The sequence below is a fragment of the Nocardioides salsibiostraticola genome, assembly GCF_054783655.1.
Genome location: NZ_BAAGQD010000026.1, coordinates 50,476 through 65,623, shown reverse-complemented (window position 1 = coordinate 65,623; position 15,148 = coordinate 50,476). Strand labels below are relative to the sequence as shown.

At 69.3% G+C, this 15,148-nt stretch carries 14 protein-coding genes; 11 read left to right on the top strand and 3 right to left on the bottom strand.

What is annotated here, in order from left to right:
• Positions 1-158 precede the first annotated feature (158 nt).
• The 4 genes from ACYVLV_RS14865 to ACYVLV_RS14850 all read left to right on the top strand — a co-directional run bounded on the left by ACYVLV_RS14865 (position 159) and on the right by ACYVLV_RS14850 (position 6,061).
• On the top strand, positions 159-1,370 hold the full coding sequence (locus ACYVLV_RS14865; RefSeq protein ID WP_460811124.1) for an acetyl-CoA C-acetyltransferase: 1,212 nt from the start codon (positions 159-161) through the stop codon (positions 1,368-1,370).
• Between the two features lie 54 nt (positions 1,371-1,424).
• Positions 1,425-3,638 carry a 3-hydroxyacyl-CoA dehydrogenase NAD-binding domain-containing protein gene (locus tag ACYVLV_RS14860; protein WP_460811123.1) on the top strand — a complete coding sequence of 738 codons (2,214 nt, stop codon included), beginning with the start codon at positions 1,425-1,427 and terminating at the stop codon, positions 3,636-3,638.
• Positions 3,639-3,807: 169 nt separating this feature from the next.
• Positions 3,808-4,521, top strand: a complete 714-nt coding sequence (locus ACYVLV_RS14855; RefSeq protein ID WP_460811121.1) for an ABC transporter ATP-binding protein — start codon at positions 3,808-3,810, stop codon at positions 4,519-4,521.
• Positions 4,496-6,061, top strand: coding sequence for a hypothetical protein (locus ACYVLV_RS14850; protein ID WP_460811119.1), 1,566 nt, complete (start codon positions 4,496-4,498; stop codon positions 6,059-6,061). Before ACYVLV_RS14855 ends, ACYVLV_RS14850 begins: the two co-directional genes overlap by 26 nt.
• Positions 6,062-6,106: 45 nt before the next feature.
• Here ACYVLV_RS14850 and ACYVLV_RS14845 read toward each other — a convergent pair whose 3' ends face one another.
• On the bottom strand, positions 6,107-6,655 hold the full coding sequence (locus ACYVLV_RS14845) for a hypothetical protein (protein ID WP_460811117.1): 549 nt from the start codon (positions 6,653-6,655) through the stop codon (positions 6,107-6,109).
• A gap of 38 nt (positions 6,656-6,693) precedes the next feature.
• On the opposite strand from ACYVLV_RS14845, the gene ACYVLV_RS14840 reads away from it, so the two are divergent.
• From ACYVLV_RS14840 to ACYVLV_RS14815, 6 genes are all read left to right on the top strand, one after another.
• On the top strand, positions 6,694-7,959 hold the full coding sequence (locus ACYVLV_RS14840; protein ID WP_460811115.1) for an acyl-CoA dehydrogenase family protein: 1,266 nt from the start codon (positions 6,694-6,696) through the stop codon (positions 7,957-7,959).
• Between the two features lie 91 nt (positions 7,960-8,050).
• Positions 8,051-8,875, top strand: coding sequence for an SDR family NAD(P)-dependent oxidoreductase (locus ACYVLV_RS14835; RefSeq protein ID WP_460811113.1), 825 nt, complete (start codon positions 8,051-8,053; stop codon positions 8,873-8,875).
• The gene (locus tag ACYVLV_RS14830) at positions 8,872-9,993 is read left to right on the top strand and encodes a phosphotransferase family protein (protein WP_460811111.1); all 1,122 of its coding nucleotides are present in this window, start codon (positions 8,872-8,874) and stop codon (positions 9,991-9,993) included. The genes ACYVLV_RS14835 and ACYVLV_RS14830 overlap by 4 nt, the downstream gene beginning before the upstream one ends.
• Positions 9,993-10,658 carry a histidine phosphatase family protein gene (locus ACYVLV_RS14825; RefSeq protein ID WP_460811109.1) on the top strand — a complete coding sequence of 222 codons (666 nt, stop codon included), beginning with the start codon at positions 9,993-9,995 and terminating at the stop codon, positions 10,656-10,658. The genes ACYVLV_RS14830 and ACYVLV_RS14825 overlap by 1 nt, the downstream gene beginning before the upstream one ends.
• 63 nt (positions 10,659-10,721) lie before the next feature.
• Positions 10,722-11,798 (top strand): VanZ family protein, encoded by a 1,077-nt coding sequence (locus ACYVLV_RS14820; protein WP_460811107.1) that lies wholly within the window; start codon positions 10,722-10,724, stop codon positions 11,796-11,798.
• Positions 11,798-12,226: a DoxX family protein gene (locus ACYVLV_RS14815; RefSeq protein ID WP_460812208.1), complete on the top strand. Its 429-nt coding sequence runs from the start codon at positions 11,798-11,800 to the stop codon at positions 12,224-12,226. Before ACYVLV_RS14820 ends, ACYVLV_RS14815 begins: the two co-directional genes overlap by 1 nt.
• A 93-nt stretch (positions 12,227-12,319) precedes the next feature.
• Here the strand turns inward: ACYVLV_RS14815 and ACYVLV_RS14810 are convergent, their stop codons facing one another.
• Positions 12,320-13,066 (bottom strand): SDR family oxidoreductase, encoded by a 747-nt coding sequence (locus tag ACYVLV_RS14810; protein WP_460811105.1) that lies wholly within the window; start codon positions 13,064-13,066, stop codon positions 12,320-12,322.
• Positions 13,067-13,120: 54 nt separating this feature from the next.
• Here ACYVLV_RS14810 and ACYVLV_RS14805 point away from each other — a divergent pair, with 54 nt between their 5' ends.
• Entirely contained in the window at positions 13,121-14,332 is a 1,212-nt protein-coding gene (locus ACYVLV_RS14805; RefSeq protein WP_460811102.1) for an FAD-binding domain-containing protein, read from the top strand.
• 101 nt (positions 14,333-14,433) lie between these two features.
• On the opposite strand, the gene ACYVLV_RS14800 is transcribed toward ACYVLV_RS14805, so the two are convergent.
• Positions 14,434-15,144 carry a M50 family metallopeptidase gene (locus ACYVLV_RS14800; protein WP_460811101.1) on the bottom strand — a complete coding sequence of 237 codons (711 nt, stop codon included), beginning with the start codon at positions 15,142-15,144 and terminating at the stop codon, positions 14,434-14,436.
• Positions 15,145-15,148 lie beyond the last annotated feature (4 nt).

Below are 15,148 nucleotides of genomic sequence, written 5' to 3'. Positions count from 1 at the left end.
CCGGCCATGGTGAGGCGGACCACACCACCGGTTGCGCGGATCCCTTGACGACAATGACAGTAAAGGTGTCACAATCAAGGTGGCGGCGCTCCGGCGTACCGCTCTCGAACTGTGCTCCACGCGTCACCAACCTCACGACAAACGAACTAAGGACGGTCATGGCAGAAGCATTCGTGTACGACCACATCCGCACGCCGCGCGGCAAGGGCAAGGCGGCGGGCTCGCTGCACGAGGTGAAGCCGGTCGACCTGGCCGTCGGACTGCTCGAGGAGATGCGCAAGCGCAACCCCTCCCTCGACGTCAACCGCGTCGACGACGTCATCCTCGGGGTCGTCTCCCCGGTCGGTGAGCAGGGTGGCGACATCGCCAAGACCGCCGCGCTGACCGCCGGCTACCCCGACACCGTCGCGGGCGTCCAGCTGAACCGCTTCTGCGCCTCCGGCCTCGAGGCCGTGAACCAGGCCGCCGCTCGCATCCGTGGTGGCTTCGAGGACATGCTGCTCGCCGGTGGAGTCGAGTCGATGAGCCGCGTGGCCATGGGCTCCGACGGTGGCGCCTGGGCCCAGGACCCCGCCACCGCGCTGACGACCGGCTTCGTGCCCCAGGGCATCGGTGCCGACCTGATCGCCACGATCGAGGGCTGGAACCGCGACGACGTCGACACCTACGCCGCCGAGTCCCACCACCGTGCCGCCAAGGCGCAGGCCAACGGCTACTTCGACCGCTCGCTGGTCCCCGTCGTCGACATCAACGGCCTCACCGTCCTGGACCGTGACGAGACCGTCCGCCCCGACACCAGCCCCGAGGGTCTCGCCGGCCTCAAGCCGAGCTTCGCCCAGATGGGACGCGACGGCGGCTTCGACGATGTGGCGCTCGAGAAGTACCACTGGATCGAGAAGATCAACCACGTCCACCACGCCGGGAACTCCTCCGGCATCGTCGACGGCGCCGCCCTGATGGCGATCGGCTCCGAGGCCGCTGGCTCCGAGATGGGTCTGACCCCTCGTGCCCGCATCATCTCCGCCGCCGTGTCCGGCGCCGACTCCACGATCATGCTGACCGGACCGGCCCCGGCCGCCCGCAAGGCACTCGCGAAGGCCGGCCTGACCGCCGCCGACATCGACCTGTGGGAGATCAACGAGGCCTTCGCGGCCGTCGCCATGCGCTTCATGCGCGACATGGACATCAGCCACGAGGTCACCAACGTCAACGGCGGCGCCATCGCCATGGGCCACCCCCTCGGAGCCACCGGCGCGATGATCCTCGGCACCCTGATCGACGAGCTCGAGCGCCGCGACCAGAAGCGCGGCCTCGCCACGCTCTGCGTCGGCGGCGGCATGGGCATCGCCACGATCGTGGAACTCGTCTGAGTCACGACGCCCTGACGGACCCCACACTCTTCTAGAACAGGACCACAACCAAGCATGAGCACAGCAACTGACAGCACCACCGAGACTGCCGTCCGTTACGACAAGGACGCCGACGGCATCGTCACCCTGACGCTGGACGACCCGAACGCCAGCGCCAACACGATGAACCCGCTCTACCTCTCGTCGATGGCCGCGGTCGTCGACCGGCTGTACGACGAGTACGCCGAGGACGAGAACTCCGTGACCGGCGTGGTCATCGCCAGCGCGAAGAAGACCTTCTTCGCCGGCGGAAACCTCAAGGGCATGGTCACCACCACCAAGGACGACGCCGCGGATGTCTTCGCGATGGCCGAGGGCGTCAAGGCCGGCCTGCGCCGCCTGGAGAAGTTCCCCCGCCCGGTCGTCGCCGCGATCAACGGCGCCGCGCTCGGCGGTGGCTACGAGATCTGCCTGGCCGCGCAGCACCGCGTGATCGTGGACGATCCGAAGGTCGAGATCGGTCTTCCCGAGGTCAGCCTCGGACTGCTCCCCGGCGGTGGCGGTGTCACCCGCATCGTCCGCATGCTCGGCCTGCAGGCCGGTCTGATGGAGGTCCTGCTCCAGGGCACCCGCTTCAAGCCCGGTCCGGCCAAGGAGAAGGGTCTGGTCGACGAGCTCGTCGCGACGCGTGAGGAGCTCGTTCCGGCCGCGAAGGCCTGGATCAAGAGCAACCCGGACGCCGCGCTCAACCCGTGGGACGCCCCCGGCTACAAGATGCCCGGCGGCACCCCCAAGTCGCCCGCGTTGGCGGCCTTCCTGCCCGTGTTCCCGGCGCTGCTGCGTCAGCAGACCAAGGGTGCGGTCTACCCCGCAGCCCGGGCGATCCTGTCCGCCGCGGTCGAGGGTGCGAGCACCGACTTCGACACCGCCTCGCGGATCGAGTCGCGCTACCTGACCAGCCTGGTCGTCGGTCAGGGATCGAAGGACATGATCCAGGCGTTCTTCTTCGACCTGCAGGCCATCAACTCCGGTTCGCTGCGTCCCGATGGCTTCGATAAGTGGACGGCGACCAAGGTCGGCGTACTCGGCGCCGGGATGATGGGTGCGGGCATCGCCTACTCCTGCGCGCGCGCCGGCATGCAGGTCGTCCTGAAGGACGTCGCCCAGGAGAGCGCCGACAAGGGCAAGGCCTACTCGGAGAACCTGCTGGACAAGGCCATCTCCCGGGGCAAGAGCACCGAGGAGAAGAAGGCCGAACTGCTCGGCCGGATCACGGCGACCACGAACCCGGCCGATCTGGCTGGCTGCGACCTGGTCATCGAGGCCGTCTTCGAGGACCCCTCGCTCAAGGCGAAGGTGTTCGCGGAGATCGCCCCGCACGTGAACCCGGACGCGCTGCTGTGCTCCAACACCTCCACCCTGCCGATCACCGAACTGGCCACCGGCGTGGACCGTCCCAAGGACTTCATCGGTCTGCACTTCTTCAGCCCGGTCGACAAGATGCCGCTGGTCGAGATCATCCGCGGTGCCGAGACCTCCGATGAGGCGCTGGCCAAGGCGTACGACGTGGTCATGGCCATCCGCAAGACCCCGATCGTTGTCAACGACAGCCGTGGGTTCTACACCTCGCGGGTCATCGGCACGATGGTCAACGAGGGTCTGGCCATGCTGGGCGAGGGGGTCCACCCGATCTCCCTGGACCGCGCGGCCACCCAGGCCGGCTACCCGGTCGGCACGCTGCAGCTGACCGACGAGCTCAACATGGAGCTGATGACCAAGATCGCCAAGGCCAACAAGGACGCCGTCGAGCGCGACGGTGGCACCTACACCCCGCACCCCGGTGAGGCCGTGATCGCCACGATGGTCGAGGCCGGTCGTCCCTCGCGTCTGTCCGGTGGTGGCTTCTACGAGTACACCGACGGCAAGCGTCAGGGTCTGTGGTCCGGTCTGGCCGAGCACTTCCCGGTGGCTTCGGAGCCGCTGCCGCTGCAGGACATCAAGGACCGGATGCTCTTCGCCGAGGCCCTCGAGACCGCCAAGTGCTTCGAGGAGGGCGTCATCACCTCGGCGGCCGCCGCGAACATCGGCTCCATCATGGGCATCGGCTTCCCGCCGATGACCGGTGGTGCGGCCCAGTTCATGACCGGCTACGAGGGCGCCGACGGCGAGATCGGTCTGGCCGCCTTCGTCAAGCGTGCCGACGAGCTGGCCGCGGCGTACGGCGACCGGTTCGAGGCCATCGCCTACCTGCGTGACCTCGCCTCCTCGGGTGGTTCGTTCCCCGCCTGACCCGCGAGTCGGCGCAACTTGACGCCGTGAAGCAGCCGAGTCGGCGCAACTTGAAAAAGTTGCGCCGACTCGTGCGTTCGCAGGGGAGGGGAGTGGTCCGATCGGACATTTTCCGAAACCCTCACGGTTTTGGGCTGTGCCCTGACCAGGGCTCAGGGAAGATGGGTCGGTGACCCACACCCGTCCTCTCGTCGAGGTCCGCAGCCTGCATGTCCGCTTCGGCGAAGTGGAAGCCGTTGCGGGCGTCGACCTGGTCGCGCACGCCGGCGAGGCCACCGCCCTGCTCGGACGTAACGGCGCAGGGAAGTCCACGACGATGCGGGTCCTGGCGGGCGTCGTACCCCCGACCGCCGGCACGGTGCTCGTCGCCGGGTACGACGTCCTGCGCGACCCGTTGAACGTGAAGCAGGCCGTCGGCTACTGCCCCGACGTGGGAGGGCTCGTGCCCCGGGCGACCCCTTGGGAGCACCTGCAACTCTCGGCCCGGCTGCGCCGGATGCCCGACTGGGAGCCCCGCGCCCGCGACCTGTTGGAGCGTTTCGAACTCGGCGACGTGGCCCATCGGGTGACCGCCGGCTTCTCCCACGGCATGGGCCGCCGACTCAGCGTGATCCTGGCCGCGCTGCACGACCCCGAGGTCCTGCTGCTCGACGAACCGTTCGACGGGGTCGACCCGATCGGCGTCGAGGCGACCTTCGAGGTGATCAGCGACGCCCGCTCCCGAGGCGCGTGCATCCTGGTCTCCACCCACCTGCGCGAACTCGCCGTCCAGGCCTGCACCAGCGTCAGCGTGTTGCGGGGCGGTTCGGCGGTGGCCACGGTCGCGGCCGCCGAGATGGCGGGTGAGGAGGGTGCACGTGCCTATCGCGGTCTCCTCGACTGACCAGGTCCACTTCCGTCCGCTGCCCGCCCTGTTCGTCGCGTCCCGACGAGCGGTGGCCGACCTCGGTCCGCTGCTGTCGTTCCGGGTGCGCCAGATCCGGTCGCGCCGAGGTCTGCGGTGGGCGGCACTCGGGCTACTCGCCATGACCGTGGGTGCCGCGACGCTCCCCGCGTTCTTCCCCGATGCCGGCGCCGCCGACGGCCGGGCCTTCGACTTCCTGGTGCTGTTGCCCACTGCCTTGGCCGGGTTCCTGGTCCTCACCACCGTGTCCGCGGCCGCCTCGGGTGGTGGGCGGGAGTTGCTGGCCCGTGACCCCGCATCGGTCTACCCGATCAGTGCCACCACCGACCACCTCGGCGCGCTCATCCTGGCCCCGCTCAACATCGCGTGGATGATCCAGGCCTGGGCGCTGATGGGCGTGACCGCCTTCGCCCTCGGGCCGGGCGTGGTACTCGTTCGGGCCCAGGTCGTGGTCCTGGTGTGGCTGGTCCTGGCGACGTCCTTCGCCCAGGTCCTGGCCTGGTCGCTGGAGGCCGCACGTCGGGTCCCGCACGGGGTGGGCGGCGTACGCGCTCTGACCGTGGCGATCCTGGGCATCGCCCTGGGGCTGCAGATCTCCGGCAACCTGCTGAGGGTCTTCGACCAGCTGCCCACCCGAGCGGTCGTGATCGCGATGATCACCGACTCGATCGGTCGGTGGGCGGTCACGGTGCTGATCCTGGTGGCCGTGGCGTTGCTGGCGATCGTGATCGGGGCGATCCCGGCCCACGTCGCCTCGCGCCGGGTTCCCAAGGACGAGTTGTCGGTCGAAACCGGTCGTTTCCCGGCCCGGGGGATGCCGCGGTCCCCGTTGGCCGGGCTGGTCCGTACCGACCGGGCGTCGGTGTGGCGCGCCGTACCGATGCGCCGCGGACTCGCCGTGCTGGCCATCGGCCCGGGAGTCGTCGCGGTGCTGGGCAACCTGCCGTGGAGCTCGATGACGATCCTGCCCGGGCTGGTGGCCTCGGGCGGGGCGCTGCTGTTCGGGGTGAACTCCTGGTGCCTGGACGGCCGTGGAGCCCTGTGGCGCGAGAGCCTGCCGGTCGACCCGCGAGACGTGTTCGACGCCCGAGCGGTGGTGTTGGCCGAGTTCTTGTTGGTGGCCTCCTTCGTGACCATCGGGCTGGGTGCGATCCGGGCGGGGGTGCCGTCGGTGGTCGAGGCGACCGCCATCGCCTGCACCCTGCTCGTGGTGACCGTTCAGGTGGTCGCCGCCGGCATGCGCTGGTCGGCGCAGAAGCCGTACGCCGTGGACCTGCGCTCGGCTCGGGCCACCCCGGCGCCGCCCCTGTCGATGGTCGGGTACTCCACCCGCCTGGCGATCTCGACGACCATGACCGGCCTGGTCTTCTCCGGGCTGGCGCAGGTGCCGGGATGGCACTACTCGGTGTTGATCGCGATCCCGTTCCTCGCCTGGTCCGGGACCCGCCTGCTGCGCACGCGCGCCGGGTGGGTCGACCCGGTGCAGCGCGCCCGCATCATCACCACCGTCGCGGTGTGACCGGTACAGCGGTGCCCGGGGCCTGTCCAGGCAGGTGAGACCGGCTCAGGCCGCAGCGATGGCGCAGTCGCTCTGAGCCTGGGTCAGGACGTCCAGGGCGGTCGCATCGGGGTCGCCGGAGAGTCCCGCCACCAGCGCAGCACGAATCTGCTCGGCGCTGAGGCTCTCCTCGAGACAGGCGGCGAAGACGCTCTGGTCGACCGCCCCACGGCTTTGCGCCGCGACGGCACGAGTCGTCTCCTCAACGAAGTCGACGCACTCGAACTGGGCGTCCACCCAGTGGCCGGCGAGCCGCTCGTCCAGCACAGGTAGGGCGGTGACCACGGCCCCGCCGGTGTCGATGAGGCCCGTTTGGCGAAGCCCTTCGGTGCCGGTGCGGGAGAAGAACTCCTTGGCGAAGCAGTCGGCGGCGGTGGTGTCCTCGGTCGTCGGGTTGTCCCCGGTCCACAGGGCGGCCAGACCGGCCCGGACCTGTTGGGCGCTGGTGTCGGCGGGGGGCGGCGGGGGCTCCGCCCGCTCGTCGGTGCACCCACTCAGCCCAACGAGAAGAACCAGGGTGAGAAGGGGCGATGAGAACCGGACCGATGGTGCCACGTGATGATCGTCGCACCCCCGAGCACTAATGTGCAGGGGTGGACTTCTCAGCCTCTCCCAGAGCCGCCGATCTGACCGCCCGAGTACGCCGTTTCATCGACGAGGAGATCACTCCCGTCGAGGCGTCATACCACTCCGATCTGGCTGCTCTGCGCCAGAGCGGTGACCCGGCTGCGGCGTGGCAACCGCTGCCGATCATCGAGGAACTCAAGGCCAAGGCCCGGGCCGAGGGCCTGTGGAACCTGTTCCTCCCGGCCGAGCACGCAGGCGAGTACGCCGCCCGCTTCGGCACCGATGGTGGCGAGGGTCTGACCAACGTCGACTACGCCCCCATCGCGGAACTGACCGGCCGGTCACACCTCGCGCCCTTGGTGTTCAACTGCAACGCCCCGGACACCGGCAACATGGAGGTGCTGCTGCGCTACGGCACCCAGGCGCAACGCGACGAGTGGCTCGAGCCCCTGTTGGACGGGAAGATCCGGTCCGCCTTCACCATGACCGAACCCGACGTCGCCTCCTCGGACGCGACCAACATGGGGGCCACCGCCGTCGTGGACGGGGACGAGGTCGTCATCAACGGCCGCAAGTGGTGGTCGACCGGCGTTGGTCACCCCGACTGCAGGATCTTCGTCTTCATGGGCCTGACCGACCCCGACGCGGACCGACACCACCGCCACTCGATGGTCCTGGTGCCGCGCGACACCCCCGGGGTGAAGATCGAGCGGATGCTCAACACCATGGGGATGTACGACGAGCCCCTCGGCCACGGCGAGGTCTCCTTCACCGATGTCCGGGTCCCGGTGTCGAACATCCTCAGCGGCCCCGGTGAGGCGTTCTCGATCGCGCAGGGGCGGCTCGGACCCGGGCGGGTGCACCACTGCATGAGGTTGATCGGGTTGGCCGAGATGGCGCTGGAGCTGGCCTGTGAGCGTTCCCTGGCCCGCTCCGCCTTCGGCAAACCGTTGGCCAACCTCGGTGGCAACCGCGAACAGATCGCCGACGCCCGCATCGCCATCGACTCGACCCGGCTACTGGTTCTAAACGCCGCCTGGAAGCTCGACGTCGGAGGCCCGATCAACGCGCTGTCCGAGGTGGCCCAGATCAAGGTCGCGGCCCCCTCGATGGCTCAGAAGGTGATCGACTTCGCCATCCAGATCCACGGTGGCGGCGGGATGTCCGACGACTTCCCGCTGGCCGGTGCCTGGACCCAGGCTCGTGCCCTGCGGCTGGCCGACGGTCCCGACGAGGTGCACCGGGGTGTGATCGCCCGGCTGGAGCTGGGCAAATACGGAGCAAGCCGATGACGGGTCGTGTGCCTGAGGACCAGCCGGGGCTCGGTGTGGAACACACGACCCGAGTGGACGACGAAACGGGAGCAAGCCGATGACGGGTCGTGTGCCTGAGGACCAGCCGGGGCTCGGTGTAGGACACACGACCCCGTCCGCGGAAGGGGAATCGGCCGGAGGTCGCCGCGTGCTGATCACCGGCGCCGCCTCCGGGCTCGGGAAGGCGTTGGCCGACCGGTGCGAGGCGCGCGGGGATCGGGTGCTGCGCACCGACCTGACCCCGGGGTCCGACGTGAAGCTCGACATCACCCGTGACGAGGACTGGGCCGCCGCGCGCGACCACGTCCAGAAGACCTGGGGCGGTCTCGACGTGCTGGTCAACAACGCCGGGGTCGCCGGCGGTGGACGACTCGATGTCGCCGGCCTCGACGAGTGGCAGTGGATCACCGAGATCAACCTGTTCGGTGCGGTCCGCGGGACCGCCACGTTCACCCCGATGTTCAAGGAGCAGGGCAGCGGCACCTTCGTCAACGTCGCCTCACTCGCGGGACTGGTGCACCCAGCTGGGATGGCGTCGTACAACGCGGTGAAGGCGGCCGTCGTGGCCCTGACGGAGACGACCGGACACGAGTTGGCGGCGTACGGCGTCACGGCTCACGTCGTGTGCCCGTCGTACTTCCGGACCAATCTCATGAGCTCGGTCCAGGGCAAGGACGCGGCGTTGAGCGCCACCCTGAGCAAGCTCGTTGACGAGTCCCCGACCTCGGCCGACGACATCGCGGCTGCGGTCCTCGAGGGTCTGGACCGGGGCGACGAGGTCATCATCCCCGACGAAGCGGCGCAGATGGCCGTGGATCTCAAGCGCACCGACCGTGCGACCTACGACACCGTGATGCGGGCCCAAGCGGCCAAGCTGGACAGGAGTGCACCATGAGCGAGGTCCCAACCGACGCCGACAGCGGCAACCCGGCCAAGCCGGTCCGGGAGGAGGACTCCTTCGACGTCGAGGCGGTGGCCGGGTGGTTGCGCGAGCACCACGCCAAGCTCCCCGACGGCTGGGAGGTCGCGCACCTCGACGGCGCTCCGGAGGTGAAGCAGTTCCCGGGTGGGGCGTCGAACCTGACCTACCTGCTGCGCTATCCCCACGGGGACCTCATCCTGCGCCGTCCCCCGTCGGGGGTGAAGGCCGCCGGGGCCCACGACATGGGCCGCGAGTTCGGCGTGCAGGACGCTCTCGCGCCGGTCTTCCCGTACGTCGCGACGATGGTCGGTCACTGTGTGGACGAGTCGGTGATCGGCTCCGACTTCTACGTCATGGAGAAGATCGCGGGCACGGTTCCGCGCCGGGACCTGCCCTTCACGCTCACGCCCGACGACGCCGGGCAGTTGTGCCGCAACGCCTTCGACGTCCTGATCGCCCTGCACTCGGTCGACGTGGAGTCCGTGCCGCAGTTGGCCGCGATGAGCAAGGGTGACGGGTACGTCGCCCGCCAGATGTCGGGATGGACCCGCCGCTTCGGCGACGCCCGGACCGAGGACACCGGTGACTGGTCGGACATCATCGCCTGGCTCGAGGCCAACGCCCCCGCCGACGTGGCGCAACGACTGATCCACAACGACTTCCGCTTCGACAACCTCGTCCTCGACGGCGATGACCCGATGCGGATCGTCGGGGTGCTCGACTGGGAGATGGCCACGGTCGGCGACCCGTTGATGGACCTCGGCGGGGTGCTGTCCTACTGGGTCCAGGCCGATGACGACGAGTTCTTCCAGATGTTCCGGCGGCAGCCGACCACCGAGCCCGGCATGTGGACCCGGCAACAGGTGGTGGACCACTACTGCGCCGAGATGGGCTTCGAGATGACCCCCGAGCGCTGGCGCTTCTACGAGGTCTTCGGGCTGTTCCGGCTCGCCGTGATCGCCCAGCAGATCTGGTACCGCTACTTCCACAAGCAGACCACCAACGAGCAGTACGCCGTGTTCGGTCCCGCTGTGGGCTACCTCGAGTCGCGGTGCCGGTCGATCCTGACCGCCGCGGGTGAACTCTCCTAGTGGGGCAGATCCTGCTGGTCCGACATGGCCAGGCGTCGTTCGGGGCCGAGGACTACGACGTGCTGTCGCAGACCGGGTGGGCGCAGGGGCGTCGGCTCGGCTCCTTCCTGGGCGACCAGGGGCTCGCCCCGACGGCCCTGGTGCGCGGCGACATGCGCCGGCATCGTGAGACGGCCGAGGCGATGGTCGAGACGTCCGGGTGGCCGGTGCCGGCTACCCAGATCGATGCGGGGTGGGACGAGTTCGACCACGTGGGCATCGTGTCGGCGTACCCCGACCTGCCCTCCGGTGAGATGGACCGCAAGCTGTTCCAGCAGGTCTTCGAGGCGGCAACCGCCCGGTGGATCGCGGGGGTGGGTGACTACCCGGAGACGTACGCCGACTTCGTCGGGAGGGTCCGGGGTTCGCTGGCGCGCGCCTGCGAGCAGGCCGGGTCCGGTGAGACGGTGGTGGTCGTGACCTCCGGTGGTCCGATCGGGGTGGTGGGTGCGGCCCTGGTCGACCCGGAGGCGGACGCCGCGAGCGCGGCTCGGATGTGGGCGCGCTTCAACACGGTGGTCGTGAACACGGGCGTGACCCGGATCGTCGTGGGCTCGACCGGTCCCCGGTTGCTGACCTACAACGAGCACACCCATCTCGACGGTGAGCACCTGACGTACCGGTGAATGCGGAACCGATCCGGCGGGCGACCGTGAAGCCGGCGCTCGACCCGTTCCCGGCCGGCTGCGGTGTCTGACCAGACCGCGAACGCGATCGTGGCCATCGTTCTGGGCAGTGCGATGGCGGTGCTGCTGGTGATCCCGGTGGCGGCCGTGCAGTACCGACGCGACGGACGGTTCGGCCCCGGGGACCTGACCGTCCTGCTGACCTCGGCGATCTACGGGTTGTCGCTGTGGACCTACACGCTGCTGCCGTTGCCCTCGAGCGGTGCCTTCACCTGCGTCGGCCGCCAGACGGAGCTGTTCGGGTCGGTGCGGCCGATCTGGCAGCGCGACATCGCCGGGGTCGCCGACCTGTTGCGGGACCCGGTGTTCCTGCAGGTGGCGCTCAACGTGGTGCTGTTCGTGCCGTTGGGTTACTACGTACGCCGGGTGCTGGGTCGCGGGGTGGTGGTGTCCGCGCTGCTCGGGCTGGCGACCTCGGCGCTGATCGAGACCACGCAGGCCACGGGTGCCTGGACGATCTATCGCTGCGCCTACCGGGCCTTCGACGTCGACGACCTGTGGGTGAACACCCTGGGAGCGATCGCCGGTTCGGTGATCTCGCTGGTGCTGGTCCGTCGCCGTGGGCGTGACCGGCCGCGCCCGACGCGGGTGACGCTGGGTCGACGCCTGATGGGGGTGACCTGCGACGGGTTGTTCGTCGTACTCCTGGCTGTGGTGGTGGCGCTGGTCCGCCGCGGCTACGTGATGTACGGCCCCGGCGTACGCGATCCGGACGTGCGTGCGGCCCTGCTGTTGGGCGTGCCGTTGGCGGTGGAGGCGGCGTGCGTGTTGCTGCTGGCGCGGACGGTGGGGGAACTCATCGTGGACCTGAAGGCTGTTCCGCGGCGGCGGCGGTTGGGGTGGCTCTCGAGGGTGTCGATGGTGGTCCTCGGTGTGGCGCCACCCTTCGTACTGGCCTTGTTCTTGGAACGGCGGACGGCGGCCGTCGCGCTGGCGGCGTACGGACTGGTCACGCTGGTCGGCCTGTGGCGCACGCGAGAGCATCGGGGCTTGAGCCACCTGTTGTCCGGGGTGGATCTGGTGATCGATCAACCGGCCCAGCGGGCTTCGGTGGAGCGCCTGTCAGGCTCGGGCCCGTGATGACCGTTGCGAAGCACGCCGTACGTCTCCTGCTGGCGGCGATCCTGCTCGTCGCGGGCGTCGCGCACTTCTCGAAGACGCAGGAGTTCCTGGGGCAGGTGCCCGATTTCTTCCCGGCCCGGACCGCCGTGGTGCAGGTGTCGGGTGTGATGGAGGTCGGGTTGGGGCTCGCGTTGCTGCTGGCCACCGGGCGCGGCCGGGTGCTGGCCGGCGTGGTGGTCGCCGCCTTCTTCGTCGCGGTCTTTCCCGGGAACCTGTGGCAGTTGGTCAACGGCTCGGACTCGTTCGGACTCGACTCCACGACCGCCCGGGCCCTCCGGTTGCCGTTCCAACCGCTGCTCATCGCTGCCGCGCTATGGAGCACCGGAGCGTGGACGGCCTGGGCATCGTGGCGAGCTCACCGGGCCGGGAACGGTCCCCGCTCCTGACCTTGGCCGAGGAAACTCACGCTTGGACGATAAAACTTTCTCGTCCAAGCATGAGTTTCACCGGCCGGCCGGTGAAACTGGCGCGCCGGTCGCTCAGACCATCTTCTTGAAGATCGGGAGGGGGGCGTGTCGCATGACGGGGGCGAGGATGGACCAGGGCAGGGCGGGCACGCAGGCGTCGGCGACCTGCTTCTCGATCGCGGAGACCATCGAGCGCACGCCCTTCTCGGTCGTGGCCATCAGCGGAGCCTTGTCGGCGACCTGATCGTTCATCTCCGAGGCGATGTAGCCCGGGTAGAGCACGGTCACCTTGATCGGCGATCCGTGCAGCTCGTTGCGCAGGCCCTCCGCGAGGTGGGCGACGCCGGCCTTCGTGGCGGCGTACGTCGCCATCTGCTTGGGCAGCCCACGCATCGCCGACATCGAGGAAACCATCACGAAGTGCCCGGCGTTCTGCGCCCGGAAGATCTCCATGGCGGCCTCGGACTGGGCCAGGGCGGCGACGAAGTTGGTCATCGCCGTCTCCTTGTTCGCCGCGTAGTTGCCGGTGCCGATCTTGGCGCCCTTGCCGAGGCCTGCGTTGATGACGACCTTGTCGATGGTGCCGAAGTCGGTTGCGAACGCCGCGAAGACCTCGAATACCTGGTCGTCGTCGTTGACGTCGAGGGCGCGGATCTCGACGCGACAGTCGGGGGCGAATACCGCGATCTCTGCCTTGAGTTCCTCGAGGCGCTCGAGTCGGCGGGCGCACAGGGCGAGGTCGTGGCCCTTGGCGGCGAACTGGCGGGCCATCTCGGCGCCGAGGCCGGAGGAAGCTCCGGTGATCAGGATCGTGGACATGGGCCGAGTCTGTCAGGTGGCCGAGCGTGCGGATCGCCGACATAGGCTCCTGACATGTCGACTCGGATGCCGACCCCCACCCTCGACGACCCGGCGGGTTGGGTAGGGGCGCACCTGGGCCACCTTGCCTGCGACGAGGCCGTGAAGTCGCCGCGGTTCACCGGAGGTCAGGGGGCGGCGGACGCGGCTGTTGCGGCGTACGACGTCACGGGGTACGCGCGTTCACGAAGCCAGGTCTGGCCCCCGTCGCGTCGGGGAGCGTCGGGACTGTCGCCGTGGATCCGACACGGGCTGTTGCCCCTGCCGCGGATGTGGGGGGAGGTGGCCGACGGTCCGGCCAACGACGTACGCAAGTTCCGCGACGAGCTCTTGTGGCAGGAGTACGCGCGCCACGTCTACGCCCGGTTGGGTGCCGGGCTCGACGCGCCGTTGCGGGCGTTGCCGTATCAACGCGATGAGCCGAGCGACGATCCGTGGGACCGGCAGATGCGCTGCATGGACTCGGTGATGACGGAACTCGAGACCGCCGGGTGGCTGGTCAACCAGACCCGGATGTGGCTGGCCTCGCAGTGGTCGGTTCGCCATGGGGCGGAATGGCGTACGGGCGAGGACGCGATGTTCACCCACCTCCTCGACGGATCGCGCGCGGCCAACCGGGTCGGGTGGCAGTGGACGACGGGCTCGGGGAACGGCAAGCCCTACGGGTTCTCCCGGTGGCAGGTCGAGAAGCGGGCACCGACGTGGTGCAAGAAGTGTGAACTGCGGGGCGCCTGCCCGGTTGAGGACTGGCCCGACGGCACGGTGGAGGCCACCGAGCCCGATTCCCGTCTGCGTTGGGACGACGACCTCCAAACGACGGCTGGTCCCTCGGTGGTGCACTCGGTGGGCGCTGCCGACGCGGTGTGGCTGACCGCTGAGTCCCTGGGCGACGACGACCCGGCCCTGGCCGCGAACCCGTCGCTCCCTGTCGTGTTCGTCTTCGACGAGCCACTACTGAGGCGCCTCCGCCTGTCCGGCAAGCGGCTGGTCTTCCTGAGCGAATGCCTGGCCGACCTGGCGCAGCGCCGCGAGGTGGAGGTCCACCTGGGCGACCCGGGTGCGGTCCTGGCTGACCGGCCACTGGCCAGCACCTTCGCTCCCGTGCCGGGCTGGCGTCGCAGGGCGGAGCGGCTGAACGTCGTCGAGACGCATCCCTGGCTGTGGCTGCGTCGTCCGCACGACCGCTCGATCCAGTCCTTCAGCGCCTGGCGCAAGGGGCTCACGTAGGCGACCTTGGACGAGGAAACTCATGCTTGGACGATGAAACTTTCTCGTCCAAGCATGAGTTTCACCGGCCGGCCGGTGAAACTGGCGCGCCGGGCGGCCAGCTAGACGGGGCGCAAGATCAACCAGGCCCCGAGGGCGAGCGCGCCCAGGTTGACGAGCAGGAAGACCCCGACCCAGAACAGGCCGGGAATCTTCGTCAGTCGGGCCAACGTGTCCGCGTCCGATCCACTGGCACCGCCCCGACGGCGTTGAGCCTGCAACTCCAGGACGGGTTTGGGGGCGGCGATGAGCAGGAACCAGGTGCCGGCGTACGCCGTGAGGGACTGCACCTGCTCGCTGCCGAACCAACTCACTGCGAAGACCAGGCCGCCGGCGACCAGAACGGCGTAGAGCCCGTAGAAGTTGCGGATCTGGAGCAGCAGCAGCGCCAACAGGATCAGCGATCCCCAGAGCACCCCGAGCGCGTGCCCACGAGAGAGGAGGACCGCAGCGGCGAGTCCGAGCAGAGCCGGCCCGACGTACCCAGCGAACGCGGTGGCCACCATGCCCGGGCCGGTGCGCTTGCCCTTCGAGACCGTCAACCCGGAGGAGTCCGAGTGCAGTCGGATACCGGACAGCCTGCGGCCGGACAGGAGCGCGGCGACCGCGTGGGCTCCTTCGTGGGCGATCGTGACCACGTGGCGACTGATCCCCCAGGTCGGCGAATACATCACGACCACGAGCGCTACCCCCGCGGTCGTCCACACGGCCTCCCTCGCCGGCGCGGTCTGGGTGCCCACGATCTCGGTCAGTATCTCGCGCAACGACTCCATTCGC

Excerpts from the sequence above, each read along its gene's own strand:
- ACYVLV_RS14810 (WP_460811105.1), bottom strand. The coding sequence starts at position 13,066 with ATGTCCACGATCCTGATCACCGGAGCTTCCTCCGGCCTCGGCGCCGAG.
- ACYVLV_RS14860 (WP_460811123.1), top strand. The coding sequence starts at position 1,425 with ATGAGCACAGCAACTGACAGCACCACCGAGACTGCCGTCCGTTACGAC.
- ACYVLV_RS14805 (WP_460811102.1), top strand. The coding sequence starts at position 13,121 with ATGTCGACTCGGATGCCGACCCCCACCCTCGACGACCCGGCGGGTTGG.
- ACYVLV_RS14815 (WP_460812208.1), top strand. The coding sequence starts at position 11,798 with ATGACCGTTGCGAAGCACGCCGTACGTCTCCTGCTGGCGGCGATCCTG.
- ACYVLV_RS14830 (WP_460811111.1), top strand. The coding sequence starts at position 8,872 with ATGAGCGAGGTCCCAACCGACGCCGACAGCGGCAACCCGGCCAAGCCG.
- ACYVLV_RS14800 (WP_460811101.1), bottom strand. The coding sequence starts at position 15,144 with ATGGAGTCGTTGCGCGAGATACTGACCGAGATCGTGGGCACCCAGACC.
- ACYVLV_RS14865 (WP_460811124.1), top strand. The coding sequence starts at position 159 with ATGGCAGAAGCATTCGTGTACGACCACATCCGCACGCCGCGCGGCAAG.